The sequence below is a fragment of the Streptomyces koelreuteriae genome (assembly GCF_018604545.1).
In the GTDB taxonomy this organism is placed as follows: domain Bacteria; phylum Actinomycetota; class Actinomycetes; order Streptomycetales; family Streptomycetaceae; genus Streptomyces; species Streptomyces koelreuteriae.
This window is the reverse complement of sequence record NZ_CP075896.1, coordinates 5,018,771-5,032,841: the sequence shown is the minus strand read 5'-3', so window position 1 is coordinate 5,032,841 and position 14,071 is coordinate 5,018,771. Positions and strand designations below refer to the sequence as shown.

The window sequence follows — 14,071 nt, the reverse complement described above, 5'->3', positions numbered from 1 at the left end:
CGGCGGGCCGGCGGGTCGGGGCGGCACGCAGCGCAGCCTGCCGCGTAGGCGCTACTGGTCCGAGGAGAAGCGGACCGCGCCCGCTGGGATTTTGGTGTCGCACCAGATTCGGGTGCCTTGCAGGAGTTCGTTGTCGGGGCCGATGGTCGCGTTGTCGCCTATGACCGTGCCCGTGAGGACGGTGCGTTCGCCGACTCGGGCGCGGGCGCCTATGAGGGAGTCGGTGATGACCGCGCCGGGTTCGATGACGGCGCCCGGCATGATCGTGCTGCCGAAGACCCGCGCTCCCCCGGCGACGAAGGCGCCCTCCCCCACCACCGTGCCGCCCGACAGCTTGGCGTCGGCCGCGACCGTCGCCGTCGGGAGCACGAGCTGGTCGCCGCAGCGGCCGGGGACGGCGGGCGACGGGGCCCGGCCGAGGACCAGGTCCGCCGAGCCCCGGACGAACGCCGCCGGGGTGCCGAGGTCCAGCCAGTACGTCGAGTCGACCATGCCCTGGAGGTGGGCTCCGGCGGAGAGGAGGTCGGGGAAGGTCTCCCGTTCCACCGACACCGGCCGGCCCAGCGGGATCGTGTCGATGACCGAGCGGCGGAAGACGTACGCCCCCGCGTTGATCTGGTCGGTGACGATCTCCTCGGGGGTCTGCGGCTTCTCCAGGAACGCCAGGACCCTGCCCGTGTCGTCCGTGGGGACCAGCCCGTAGGCGCGCGGGTCGGTGACCTTGGTGAGGTGCAGGGAGACGTCCGCGCCCGTCGACTCGTGGGTGTCCACCAGGGCCCGGATGTCCAGGCCCGTCAGGATGTCGCCGTTGAAGATCAGGACCGGGTCGTCGGGGCCGGAGCGCAGCCGGGAGGCGACATTGCGGATGGCGCCGCCGGTGCCGAGGGGCTCCTCCTCCGTCACGTACTCCAGATGCAGGCCCAGCGCGGACCCGTCGCCGAAGTACGGCTCGAAGACCTCGGCCAGATAGGACGTGGCGAGGACGATGTGCTCGACACCCGCCGCTCTCGCTCTCGCGAGCTGGTGCGTGAGGAAGGGCACCCCGGCCGCCGGGACCATGGGCTTGGGCGTGTGCACCGTGAGCGGGCGCAGCCGGGTGCCCTTGCCGCCGACCAGGAGGATCGCTTCAGTCACGTGTCGTCTCTGCTTCCTGCCGGGACCGTCCGAACTGTCTTTCGGCCGGTCAGTGTATGCAGACCGTTCCGTGGCGCCTTCGCTGGCCGTGCGGCTTTCCGCCCCCTGTTCTCAGCGGCCCTGGTAGCGGGCCGCCTTGGAGCGGGCCGAGCCGAGCTTGCCGTAGAGCTTCCGGCCCGGGCAGGCGGTCTTGAAGCCGTCCCGGTGACCGGAGATCACGTTCAGTCGTACCTTCTTGCCCTTGCGGTGGAGATTGCTGCCGGCCGACTTCAGGTAGGTCTTGCCCCGCGGGTTCATCCGGTACAGGCCCAGCTTCCACGCCGTGACCCGGGCGATGGCCTTGACGGCGGCGGACGACGGCTTCTTGGCTCCGTACGATCCGATGACGGCGATGCCCATGCTGTTGCTGTTGAAACCAAGGGTGTGCGCGCCGAGGACCGGCCTCGCCACGCCGCCCGCGCGGCCCTCGTAGATCTTTCCGCACTTGTCGATGAGGAAGTTGTAGCCGACGTCCCGCCAGCCCATGCTCTTGACGTGGTAGCGGTAGATACTGCGGATGAGTGACGGGGACTGCGAGCAGCTGTACTTGTTGCCGCTCGCGGTGTGGTGCACGAAGGCGGCCTTGACCTTCTTCGTGTAGACGAACTTCCGCTCCCGCAGCCCCTCGTTCGCGCCCCAGCCGCGGCGCGTGACGATACTCGGGCGGGGGCCGACGTACGGCTTCGCCCGCTGCCGGTCCGCCGGACCGCCGGCCCGGAGGGTGTAGAACTCGCGCTCGGTCGCCGCGCGGCTCAGTGCCGGGATCTCGGTGGCGCCGAGGGGCGCGAGGTCCGCGTTGGCGGCGGAGGCGTCGGTTGCGGCGGAGGACTCGGTGTTCAGGCCGCCGGTGCGGGGGCTGTCCACGGGGCCGCCGGGGAGCGCCGCGTCGCCCTCGCCGGGGTCGACGAGTTCGAGCCGGAGACCGGAGGGGAGCGAGGGCGCGGCGGCCGCCATGCCGCGACCGCCGGTGCCCGGGAGTTCCGAACGGACCCGGAGTTCCACGCCGTCGGAGTCGCCGACCCACAGCGGTGCCGTGGCACCGCGTACGCGGCCCGAGGTGCTCTCGGGGGTGTCCAGGTCGGCCGCGTGGTCGGCGTTGTGCGTCTCCACGACCTGCCAGCCCGACCAGGTGCCGGTGCCGGCGGCGCGCGTGCGGACATGGACGCGGCCGTGCAGTTCGGCATGGGGGTCGTCCCAGATGACGCCGACGAGGGAGAAGCGGCGTACGGCACGGCGGGACAGGCCCTGTTCGGCGGCGGCCGAGGCGGACGCGGAGGGGGTGGCTCGGTTGCGGGTGAGGGGTTCGAGGGGGAGGGACTGGGTGCTGCCGGCGGCGGACGGTTCGGCCGCGCGCCGGTCGGTCCGGGTCGTGTCCGGCGCCCCCGCGTGGGGCGCGGGTCTCGCGGCCGTGGCGACCTCGGTGGTCGGCACCGGTCTCGCCGTCGCCGCGAGGGCGGGCGGAGTGAGGGGAAGGGCCAGAGCGGCCGCACAGGTGACACCGATCGAGGAAGCAAGGAATCCACGCATGCCCCTGATCTTGGACATAGTCGTATAAGTCTGTCCATTTGGGAGTTGACGGACTGTCGGCGGGGATTCGGCCGAACCGGTGGTGAACGCGGGGCGGGCGGTGGCCGGGCCGTTGGGCGGCGGGCGGTGCGCCGCGTACGCTTGCGCGGGTGAACGCCACCGATCGCACCCCCGCCGACCTGCTGGGTTCCGCGCTCGCCGCGGATCCGGGACGCCCCCTGGTGACCTTCTACGACGACGCCACGGGCGAACGCGTCGAACTCTCCGTGGCCACCTTCGCCAATTGGGTGGCCAAGACCGCGAACCTGCTCCAGGACGAGCTGTCCGTCGAGCCCGGCGACCGGGTCGCGCTGCTGCTGCCGGCGCACTGGCAGACGGCGGTGTGGTTGCTCGCGTGTTCGTCGGTGGGGGTGGTCGCGGATGTGTCCGGGGACGCTCGGGCCGCCGATGTCGTGGTGAGCGGGCCGGACGGGCTGGAGGCGGCCCGGGCGTGTTCCGGGGCGCGGATCGCGATGGCCTTGCGGCCGCTCGGGGGGCGGTTTCCGCAGGCTCCCGAGGGGTTCGTCGACTACGCGGTGGAGGTGCCGGGGCAGGGGGACCGGTTCGTGCCGTACGCGCCGGTGGATCCCGAGGAGCCCGCGCTGATCGTGGCGGGGCGGGAGTTCAGTGGGGCCGAGGTCGTGGAGCGGGCTCGGGCGGGGGCGGCGGAGCTGGGGCTGACCGGGCCGGGGTCGCGGATTCTGTCGGGGTTGCCGTACGACACGTGGGAGGGGTTGAGCGCAGGGTTGTACGGGGCGTTGGCCACGGGGGGTTCTGTGGTGTTGTGCCGGAATCTGGAGTCGGCGGGGGACGGGGTGTTGGACAAGCGGGTGGAGAGTGAGCGGGTTACGGCGCTTGCTCGGTAGGCCGTTTGCTGGTGCTGGGCGTTTCCGCTGGGGGCGGGTGGGTGCGCAGCCCGGCGTAGCGGGGTGCCGCTGCGCCCACCCGTGCCGCCCTTAGCGGCACGCATGCCCGCAGCTAGGGCAGGCATGGCGGCTCAGCAGCTCAGCGGCACGGTTGCCCGCAGCTAGGGCGGCAACGGCAGCTCAGCCGCGCGAGTGCCCCCAGCCAGGGCAGGCATAGCAGCTCAGCGGCACCGTTGCCCGCGGCTGGGCCGCTGCCCCGTTCGGCCCATCCCCACCCCTCCCCCAGACCCCATCCACGCCACAGTCGTAAGAGCAGTGCGCACGGCACGTTCGTACGACGTGAGGGGTGGTCCCTGTCGTGGCCGGTACCGGTGGTGGGTCCTTGCCGAGGCTGGGGCCGGGTGCGGGGGCCTCGGCCAGTGGGCGGGGGCTGGCGCGGCGGCGTCGGCGGCGGTGGGTGCGGTTCACGGCGTTCGGGGTCACCGGTCTCGTCGTGGCGGCCGCCGGGGCCGGATGGGCCGTGTACGCGAAGCTCAGCGGGAACATCACGCCCGACGAGGCCGCGGCCGCCGAACTCGCGCGGTACGACAAGGAGCGGCCCACCTCGCTGGTCAAGGACGCGCGGAACATCCTGCTCATCGGCTCGGACTCGCGCGAGGGCGACGACAACGCCCGCTACGGCCGGGACTCCGGGACCGAGCGGTCGGACACCACGATCCTGCTGCACCTGTCCGCGGGCCGGCGCAGCGCCACCGCCGTCTCCCTGCCCCGGGACCTGATGGTGGAGCTGCCGGCGTGCCGGCGCCCGGACGGGTCCCGCAGCGCGCCCCGGTTCGGGATGTTCAACCAGGCCTTCGCGCTGGGCGGCTCGGCCTGCACCATCCGGACCGTCGAGAAGCTCACCGACGTCCGCGTCGATCACCACGTCGTCGTCGACTTCCACGGCTTCAAGGAGATGGTCGACGCGGTCGACGGTGTCGAGGTGTGTCTGCGGGAGCCGGTCGACGACCGGGCCGCCAAGCTGAGGCTGCCCGCGGGACGCGTGACGCTCGACGGCGAGCAGGCCCTCGGCTGGGTCCGCGCCCGCAAGTCCCTGGGCGACGGCAGCGACACGGAGCGGATGGAGCGGCAGCAACGATTCCTCGGCGCACTCGTCAACAAGGTGCGCAGCAATGACGTCCTGCTGAATCCGGTGAAGCTGTATCCCGTGCTGGACGCCGCCACGTCCTCCCTCACAACGGACCCGGATCTGGCGAGTCTGCGCGGTTTGTACGAACTCGTGCGCGGCCTGCGCGACATCCCCATGGAACAAGTGCAATTCCTGACCGTCCCCCGGGAGTCGTATGCGTACGACGCCAATCGCGACCAACTCGTGGAGCCCGAGGCGGACAGGCTGTTCGAGCGGCTGCGGACGGACTCTCCGGTGGTGGTCGCGGGGGACGCACGGGGAGGTTCCGCCCCGCGAAGGCCTGCCGATTCGCGTGACGGGTCGCACGGGGATCCGTATCCGGGTCCGTTCACGAAATCCGCCGTCACCGTTTCTCCTCCACCCACGTTCCGTGGAAACACGGCAGCCGAGGACACCTGCGAGTAAAGCGGACACCAAGGCCGCCTCAAGGTGACGCGCTCTTCACCCGGGAAATGGGCGAATTGCCCAGGTGTAGGGACGTGGACTTCGTCACCGTCGTCGCTCGACGCCGAACTGGGCGGTTAGTGTGAGCGATCCCGGTGCGACCGGCTCTGTGGACATCCCTGAGACACCGCACTGTGTGACCTGTACCGAGCGCCTTGGAAGGGCAGGCGCCGCGTGCCCCGACGGAGGAATCAGACAACCGTGGACGCGCAAAGCCGTGGGCGGGCGGACGACATCGATCCCGCAGACCAGTGGGTGCTCAACCCGAACACCGGCGAATACGAAATGCGACTGCCCCCTTCCGCACCGCAGTCGGGTGTTCCCGGGCCGCGCAAACCACCGGCCTCCGATACGGACCCGTCGGCGCTCGGCAGCACGCAGCCGCTCGGCCGCAGCGAGGCGCCCGGCCGCCGGCGGTCCGAGGCGCCCGGCCGTGCGGTGCCGCCGCCGCGCAGGCGCCGCGGGGCTCCGGCCCCGGCTCCGGAGGAGCCGCTGCCGGGGCGGCGCGGGCGCCGGCCCGCCAAGAAGGCCGCGAAGGGCAAGAAGGCCCTGCTGTGGACCGGCGGCGTGATGGCGTTCGTGCTGGTCGCCGGGGCGGGCGCCGCGTACTTCTACATCGAGCACCTGAACAGCAACATCGCGTCGGTCTCCGACGACGGCGCGAGCACCGGTGGCTTCGAGAAGGACAAGGCCATCAACATCCTGCTGATCGGCACCGACAAGCGCACCGGCGCGGGCAACGAGAAGTACGGCGACGCGGGCAGTGTCGGGCACGCCGACACCACGATCCTGCTGCATGTCTCCAAGGACCGTTCGAACGCGACCGCGCTGAGCATCCCCCGGGACCTGATCGTCGACATCCCGGACTGCCCGACCACGCAGGCGGACGGGACGCAGAAGGTCATCCCGGGCACGCCCAAGACCCGCTTCAACACCAGCCTCGGCCAGGACGACCGGACCCCGAGCTGCACCATGCGGACCGTGACGGAGCTGACCGGGGTCAAGCCGGACAACTTCATGGTCGCCGACTTCAACGCGGTCAAGACGCTGACCAGCGCGGTCGGCGGGGTCGAGGTCTGCCTCGGCAAGGACATCGACGACCCGGACTCGCACCTCAAGCTGTCGAAGGGCAACCACACCATCGAGGGCGAGCAGGCGCTGGCCTTCGTGCGCACCCGGCACTCGGTCGGCTTCGGCGGCGACCTGAGCCGGATCGGGCTCCAGCAGCAGTTCCTGAGCGCGCTGATGCGCAAGCTGAAGGACAACGACACGCTCACCAGCCCCTCCAAGATGCTCGACCTGGCCGAGGCGGGCACGAAGGCGCTGACCGTCGACTCGCAGCTCTCCAGCATCGGCAAGCTGAAGGACCTCGGTCTGGAGCTGGGCAAGCTCAACACCAAGAACCTGACGTTCGCCACCACGCCGGTGATCGACAACCCGGCGGAGAAGGTCCCGACCACGGTCGTCCTCAACGAGTCGTCGGCCCCGCAGGTCTTCGACATGATCAAGAACGACGTCTCCTTCACCGCGGTCAAGGAAAAGAAGAAGAAGGAAGCCGCCGCGGTGGCCGCCCGGCTCAAGGGCAGCAAGTCCGCGGCCTCCGAGGTGCGGGTGCGGATCATGAACGGCGGTGCCGTCGCCGGCAGCGCCCAGGAGACGCTGAGCTGGCTGCAGGTCGAGGAGGGCGTCACCAAGTCGGAGAACGCCGGCAACGCGCCCGCCGAGCTGGCCAAGACGACCCTGGAGTACGCCCCCGACCAGGCCGACCAGGCCCGCCGCCTCGCCGACATCATGGGCCTGCCCGGGTCCGCGATGAAGCCGGGCAAGAGTGTGGAGAACGCCCAGGGCGTGCCCGCGATGACCCTGACCCTCGGCAAGGACTTCAAGGGCGCGGGCTCTTCCCAGACCACTCCCGCCAAGGCGCCGGCGGACGTGGACAAGTCCACGGCGGACAAGGTGGAGTGCGCCGAGTGACCTGAAGGGCCTGTCGTACGTCTCACTGGGCGTACGGCAGGCCTTTTCGGTGACACGGGGGTGGCGGAAGCAGATGGCGCGCAGCAGCGGTGTGCAGGGGGAGGGGACGAAACCGGGTGCCGTTCCGCGTGAGCCGGCCCCGGGCGGATCCACCGGGCCGGGCGGCGGCCGGGGCGGACGCGAGGGCCGGGGCGGACACGGAGGCCGCCGGGCCCGCCGGGGACGCCGGGTACTGCGCTGGTCGGCGACGACCCTCTCCGTGCTGGTCCTCGGGACCGCCGGCGCCGGCTACCTCTACTACGAGCATCTGAACGGCAACATCGAGAAGGGCCAGCGCAGCAGCGGCGACTCCAAGGCGCGGCGGGCCGCTCCGAACGCGGCCGGGCAGACGCCCCTGAACATCCTGCTGATCGGCTCCGACAGCCGTAACTCCGACGAGAACGTGAAGCTGGGCGGCGCCAGGAACGACCGCGGCGCTCCGCCGCGGGGCGATGTGCAGATGCTCATCCATCTGGCCGCGGACCGCGAGAGCGCCGCCGTGGTGAGCATTCCGCGCGACACCCGCGTCGACATACCCAAGTGCACCGACCCGGAGTCCGGCCGGACGTACCCGCCGGTCAACACGATCATCAACGCCTCGCTGGCCCGGGGCGGCGCGGGTTGCACGCTGGCGACCTGGCAGAACCTCACCGGGGTCTACATCGACCACTGGATGACGATCGACTTCGCGGGCGTGGTGAAGATGGCGGACGCCATCGGCGGGGTCGAGGTGTGCGTGGAGCAGAACGTGTGGGACCGCCCGCTGCCCGGCGTGCCCGGCGGCTCCGGTCTGAAGCTGAAGGCCGGCAAGACCAAGGTCCAGGGCGAGCAGGCCCTGCAGTGGCTGCGCACCCGCCACGCCTGGGGCAGCGACCCGCTGCGGGCCAGGGCGCAGCACATGTACATGAACTCGATGATCCGCACGCTCAAGTCGCAGAACGTCTTCACCGACACCGGGCGGCTGACGGACCTGGCCGAGGCGGCCACCGAGTCGTTGCACGTGTCCGAGGAGATCGGCACGGTGAAGAAGCTGTACGACCTGGGGGCACAGCTCAAGACCGTGCCGACGGACCGCATCACCATGACGACGCTGCCCACGGCCGCGGACCCGGAGGACGCCAATCACCTGATACCGGCGGGCGCCGACGCCGACCGGGTGTGGGAGATGGTCCGCGACGACGTGCCGTTCGACGACAAGGGCGGGAAGTCCGCCTCGAAGAAGGCCGGTTCGAAGCAGCCCGGTTCGGAGAAGGCCTCCCGGGATCCGGCCGCGGCGGACGGCGAGATCGGTGTCCTGGTGCGGAACGCCACCCGCTCCGACACCCTCGGCCCGGTGACCGGACGCGCGGGCGCCATCGCCCGGTCCCTCGTGGGGAAGGGCTTCACGAAGGCCGCGGCGGACACCTCGGGCGCGCTGGCCGAGGAGCGGACCGTCGTGCGCTATCCGAGCGCCGAGCTGGCGGGCGATGCCCAGCGCGTCGCCAAGTCGCTCGGCATTCCGCAGAGTTCGGTGCGGAGGTCCACCGACGTATCCGGTGTGACGGTCGTCGTGGGCGCCGACTGGCGTACGGGGACGTCGTATCCGAAGCAGCCGGCCCCGAAGGCCGGAGACCTCCCCGGTGACGCGGACGCGCTCAACGGCTCGGACGCCGGTAAGTGCATGAACGTGTACGCGCCCTACCGCTGGTAGAGATTCACAGAATGGAATTGGGCTGGATTGCCCAAATGTAGGGACGTCGAATTTGTCATTCAGCGCACACCGGCGTTCAACTGGGCGGATAGTGTGAGCGATCCAGTGCTTCTGTGATGACCAAGTACCCGCGCGCCTTCCGGGGGGAGAAGGCGCCGCGTGCCCCGACGGAGGAATCGGACAACCGTGGACGCGCAACGCCGTGGGCGGGGGGAACAGATGGACCCCGCAGACCAGTGGGTACTCAATCCGAACACCGGCGAATACGAACTGCGACTGAATCCATCCGGAGCGCAATCGCGGACGGCTCCCCGTAACGCCACCACACGTTCGACACCCGCACGTTCGGCCGCTCCGCGCGGGGGTGCTTCCCGTGAGAGCGCTCCCCGTCAGGGCGCTCCTCGTGAGGGCGCGACCCGCACCGAGGTGCCGCCGCAGCGCAGGCGGCGCGGTGCTCCCGAGGAGCCGCCGCCGGGGCGCCGCGGTGGGCGCCGGCCGGTGCAGCAGAAGCCGGGCAAGGCGAAGAAGGTCCTGCTGTGGACCGGCGGCACGATGGCGTTCGTGCTGGTCGGGGTCAGTGCGGCGGGCTACCTCTACCTCCAGCATCTGGAGGGCAACGTCTCGACGACCGACGTCGGCAACGCGGGCGCCAGCAACTTCAGCAAGGACGAGGCCTTCAGCGTCCTCATCATCGGCACGGACAAGCGCACCGGCGAGGGCAACGAGGGCTACGGCGACAAGGGCAGCTCCGGGCACGCCGACACCACGATCCTGCTGCACGTCGCGAAGGACCGCTCCAACGCGACCGCGCTGAGCATCCCGCGCGACCTGATCGTGAACATCCCCGACTGCCCGACGACACTGGAGGACGGCTCGAAGAAGGTCGTCCCCGGCATCCGGGGTGCCCGCTTCAACCGGAGCCTCGGGGAGGGCGATCGCGACCCCGGCTGCACGATGCGCACGGTGAAGGAGAACACCGGCATCACCGTCGACCACTTCATGATGGCCGACTTCAACGCGGTGAAGACGCTGACCACGGCGGTGGACGGGGTCGACGTGTGTGTGGAGAAGCCGGTCAACGACAAGGAGTCCAAACTCGTCCTGCCCGCGGGCGAGTCGACGGTCGAGGGCGAGCAGGCCCTCGCGTTCGTCCGTACGCGCAAGAGCTTCGGCAACAGCGGTGACCTCGACCGGATCAAGGTGCAGCAGCAGTTCCTGGGCTCACTGATGCGCAAGATGTCCTCCAGCGACACCCTCACGAGCCCGTCCAAGCTGCTGAACCTGGCCGAGGCCGCGACGAAGGCGCTGACGGTGGACGAGGCGATCGGCAGGGTCAGCACGCTCAAGGACGTCGCCCTGGAGCTGAAGAAGGTGCCGACGAAGAACATCAGCTTCACGACGGTGCCGGTGGTGGACAACCCGGCGGAGAAGGTGAAGGCCACGGTCGTCCTCGACGAGTCCAAGGCCCCGCAGGTGTTCGACATGATCGAGAACGACGTCTCCTTCACCGAGGTCAAGCAGCAGGAGAAGAAGGAGAAGGACGCCCAGGCCGCCCGGCTGAAGGGCACCAAGGCCGCGGCCTCCGAGGTGCGGGTGCGGATCATGAACGGCGGTGCCGTCGCCGGCAGCGCGCAGAAGACCCTCCAGTACCTCCAGGTCGAGGAGGGCGTCACCAAGTCGGAGAACGCCGGCAACGCGCCCGCCGAGCTGGCGAAGACGACCCTCGAGTACGGCCCCGACCAAGCCGACCAGGCGCGTCGGCTCGCCGACATCATGGGGCTGTCCGGGTCCGCGCTGAAGCCCGGCGAGAGTGTGAACAACTCGCAGGGCGTGCCCGCGATGACCCTGACCCTCGGCAAGGACTTCAAGGGCGCCGGCGTGAAGCTCAACGCCCCGGTCGAGGCGGCGGACGTGGAGAAGTCCACCGCCGACAAGGTGAAGTGCGCGAGTTGACCCGTTGAGGGCAACTGACAGGCCCGTCGTGCGTCTAACAGGAGGCAGGGCGGGCCTGCTGCATGCGCCGGGGGGCGGAGAGGACCGGGGAAGTGACGCAGAGCGGTGTGCGGGAGGACGGTAAGCGGCAGAACGTCCGCCACGAACCGGACCCGGACGAGGAGCGGCCGACGCCGAGCGGCCGGCCGTCCGACGGCGACGAAGACGCGTCGGCGGGAGACGCGGGCACGCCGGACGCCGAGGGCCTGCCCAGCGCGAGCCCTCCCGACGCAGAAGGCCTGCCGAGCGCGAGTACGCCCGACGCCGAGCGTCTGCCGACCGGGAGCGCGAGCACGCCCGACGCCGAAAGCCTGCCGACCGGGAGCGCGAGCACGCCCGACGCCGAAAGCCTGCCGAGCGCGAGCAAGCCCGACGCAGAAGGTCCGTCGACCACGAGCACGAGCACGCCCGGCCCCGACAGCCCGCCGTCGACAACAGCCCCGGACTCACCCGGCCGCGACGATGCCGCCGGCGGCGACGGTGGGGCCGGTGGTCGGACGCGTGGCGGTCCGGCTCCCCGCAGGCGGCGGCTGCTGAAGTGGTCCGCTCTGCTGCTGGCCGTGCTGATACTCGGGACGGCCGGGGCCGGTTACCTCTACTACCGGCATCTGAACGGCAACATCAAGAAGGACGCCCTCAACCTCGGCGACAGCAAGGTCGCCGCTCCGACGCCCAACGCCGCCGGGCAGACCCCGCTGAACATCCTGCTCATCGGCTCCGACGCGCGGGACAGCAAGGAGAACCAGAAACTCGGCGGCGCCCGCGAGACGTTCGGCGCCACGCCCCTCGCCGACGTCCAGATGCTGCTGCACCTGTCCGCCGACCGCACCAACATGTCGGTCATCAGCATGCCCCGCGACACCCTGGTGAAGATCCCGAAGTGCACCGACCCGGACGACGGGAAGGTGTACGAGGCGACCCAGGGGCGGACGATGACCAACCAGAGCCTCGGACACGGCGGTCCGGGCTGCGCCGTGGCCACCTGGCAGGAGCTCACCGGCATCCACATCGACCACTTCATCATGGTCGACTTCGCCGGCGTGGTGTCGATGGCCGACGCCGTCGGGGGCGTCCCCGTGTGCGTCGACGCCAACATCCACTCCCGCACCTCCGACGGCAAGGGCTCGGGCCTGAAACTGGAGAAGGGCACCTCGTACATCCAGGGCGAGCAGGCCCTGCAGTGGCTGCGCACCCGCTACGGCTTCGAGGACGGCAGCGACCTCGCCCGCGCCAAGGCCCAGCACATGTACATGAACGCGATGGTCCGCCAGCTGCGCGACAACATGACCCTGAGCAGCCCGAACAAGCTCCGCAGACTGGCCGAGGAGGCCACCCGGGCCATGACGGTCGACCCGGGCCTGGACACCGTCAAGAAGCTCTACGACCTCAGCGACGAGCTGCGCAAGGTGGAGCCGAAGCGCATCACCATGACCACGATGCCCAACCGCTACGTCGGCGCCCGCGTCGAACCGACGGAGGACGCCGAGCAGCTGTTCCGGCTGGTGCGGGAGGACATCGCCCTGGACGGCAAGGACAAGGCGAGGAAGCCGGCCGCCGAGCAGGGCTCCACCGACCCGGCCGCGGCCGACGACGAGATCGCCGTCCAGGTCCGCAACGGCACCCGCACCGACACCCTGGCCGCGGCCCGGGGACGCGCCGGCACGGTGGCCGGGCTGCTGAAGGAGGAGGGCTTCGCCCAGGCCGTCGCCGACACCACCGGCTCATGGAGCGAGGAGCGGACCGTCGTCCGCTACCCGAGCGCCGACCTGGAGGGCGACGCCCAGCGTCTCGCCAAGGCCCTGGGCGTCCCGCTGAGTTCGGTGCAGCGCTCCACCGACGTCTCCGGCATCACCCTCGTCGTGGGCGCCGACTGGCGGGAGGGCGCGGACTACAAGGCGCCCGAGGAGAACGACAAGACCCCGAAGTCGGCCGAGGCGCTCAACGGCGCCGACGACAAGGCCTGTATGCACGTGAGCCCGGCGTTCGTCTGGGACTGAACGGCGACGGGCCCTTTCCCCGCCGAGGGAAAGGGCCCGCGCCGATACGCCGGTGATTCAGCTCGCGGAAGCGTCCGCACGCACGGCAGGCCGCCGGCTCGCGATCACCTTGCGGGCCAGCGCCCGCGGACTGGTCAGAAAGCCCCAGCCCCACGACATGTGCATGGTGGCCAGCGCCACGGGGATCTGCAGCCGCGCCTTCAGCGGCAGCCCCTTGCCCGCCGGGACCGAACCGGCGAGGATCGCCGCGAGATAGCCGCCGGGCACCACGAAGCCCCACGGCGTCAGCAGCGCGCCCACCAGGGTCCCGGCCGCGATCGCGCACACGGCGGTCGGCGGGGCGAGATAGCGCAGGTTGATCGAACCCTCGTGGTAGCGGGCGACGACATGCCGCCAGCGGCCGTAGTCCTTGTACTGCTTGGCGAGGGCCTTCACGCTCGGCCGCGGCCGGTACGACACCCGCAGCTCGGGCGAGAACCAGATCAGCCCGCCGGCCTCACGGATGCGGAAGTTCAGCTCCCAGTCCTGGGCGCGGATGAACTCCACGTTGTAGCCGCCCTGCTGCTCCAGCGCCTCGCGCCGGAAGACGCCGAGGTAGACGGTGTCGGCCTGCTGGGCCTCGCCGCCGGTGTGGAAGGCGGCGTTGCCGACCCCTATCTTCGAGGTCATCGCGGCGGCGACTGCGTGCTCCCAGTCGTTCTCGCCCTCGGCGTGCATGACGCCGCCGACGTTCTGCGCGCCGGTCTCCTGAAGGAGCCGTACGGCGGTGGCGATGTAGTTCGGCGAGAGCATGCCGTGCCCGTCGACGCGCACGACGATCGGGTGGCGGGAGGCGTTGATCGCCGCGTTCAGGGCGGCCGGCGTGCGACCGGTCGGGTTCGGGACGGTGTGCACACGCGGGTCGTCCGCGACGAGCTGAGCCGCGATCTCGTCCGTGCGGTCCGTGGACGGACCCAGGGCGATCACGACCTCCATCTCGCCGGCGTACTCCTGCGCGAGGATCGCTTGGACTGCTCCCCGCAGATGCCGTTCCTCATTGAGGACGGGCATGATCACGGAAACGGCGGGGTGGCGCACGTCGGGATTGGCGTTCATAGGGGCCTCACGTTACCGCGAACGGGGGACACCGTTGCGCGCCGCC

At 70.8% G+C, this 14,071-nt stretch carries 9 protein-coding genes; 6 read left to right on the top strand and 3 right to left on the bottom strand.

From position 1 onward, the window contains the following. Positions 1 to 51: 51 nt before the first annotated feature. Together manB and KJK29_RS22820 are read right to left on the bottom strand one after the other, a co-directional pair. The gene (manB, locus tag KJK29_RS22825; protein WP_215121004.1) at positions 52 to 1,134 is read right to left on the bottom strand and encodes a mannose-1-phosphate guanylyltransferase; all 1,083 of its coding nucleotides are present in this window, start codon (positions 1,132 to 1,134) and stop codon (positions 52 to 54) included. Between the two features lie 111 nt (positions 1,135 to 1,245). Further along, positions 1,246 to 2,700, bottom strand: a complete 1,455-nt coding sequence (locus tag KJK29_RS22820; RefSeq protein WP_215121003.1) for a peptidoglycan recognition protein family protein — start codon at positions 2,698 to 2,700, stop codon at positions 1,246 to 1,248. 149 nt (positions 2,701 to 2,849) lie between these two features. Here KJK29_RS22820 and KJK29_RS22815 point away from each other — a divergent pair, with 149 nt between their 5' ends. The 6 genes from KJK29_RS22815 to KJK29_RS22790 all read left to right on the top strand — a co-directional run bounded on the left by KJK29_RS22815 (position 2,850) and on the right by KJK29_RS22790 (position 12,930). After that, entirely contained in the window at positions 2,850 to 3,605 is a 756-nt protein-coding gene (locus KJK29_RS22815; protein ID WP_215121002.1) for a TIGR03089 family protein, read from the top strand. 391 nt (positions 3,606 to 3,996) lie between these two features. Then, positions 3,997 to 5,199: an LCP family protein gene (locus tag KJK29_RS22810; RefSeq protein ID WP_215124412.1), complete on the top strand. Its 1,203-nt coding sequence runs from the start codon at positions 3,997 to 3,999 to the stop codon at positions 5,197 to 5,199. 240 nt (positions 5,200 to 5,439) lie between these two features. Then, entirely contained in the window at positions 5,440 to 7,212 is a 1,773-nt protein-coding gene (locus tag KJK29_RS22805) for an LCP family protein (RefSeq protein ID WP_215121001.1), read from the top strand. A 73-nt stretch (positions 7,213 to 7,285) separates the two neighbouring features. Continuing rightward, positions 7,286 to 8,941 (top strand): LCP family protein, encoded by a 1,656-nt coding sequence (locus KJK29_RS22800; protein WP_215121000.1) that lies wholly within the window; start codon positions 7,286 to 7,288, stop codon positions 8,939 to 8,941. A gap of 186 nt (positions 8,942 to 9,127) precedes the next feature. Then, positions 9,128 to 10,894, top strand: a complete 1,767-nt coding sequence (locus KJK29_RS22795) for an LCP family protein (protein ID WP_215120999.1) — start codon at positions 9,128 to 9,130, stop codon at positions 10,892 to 10,894. Positions 10,895 to 10,956: 62 nt separating this feature from the next. Continuing rightward, positions 10,957 to 12,930 (top strand): LCP family protein, encoded by a 1,974-nt coding sequence (locus tag KJK29_RS22790; RefSeq protein ID WP_370869153.1) that lies wholly within the window; start codon positions 10,957 to 10,959, stop codon positions 12,928 to 12,930. 57 nt (positions 12,931 to 12,987) lie between these two features. Here the strand turns inward: KJK29_RS22790 and KJK29_RS22785 are convergent, their stop codons facing one another. Next, positions 12,988 to 14,025 carry a glycosyltransferase family 2 protein gene (locus KJK29_RS22785; RefSeq protein ID WP_215120998.1) on the bottom strand — a complete coding sequence of 346 codons (1,038 nt, stop codon included), beginning with the start codon at positions 14,023 to 14,025 and terminating at the stop codon, positions 12,988 to 12,990. Positions 14,026 to 14,071: the final 46 nt, after the last annotated feature.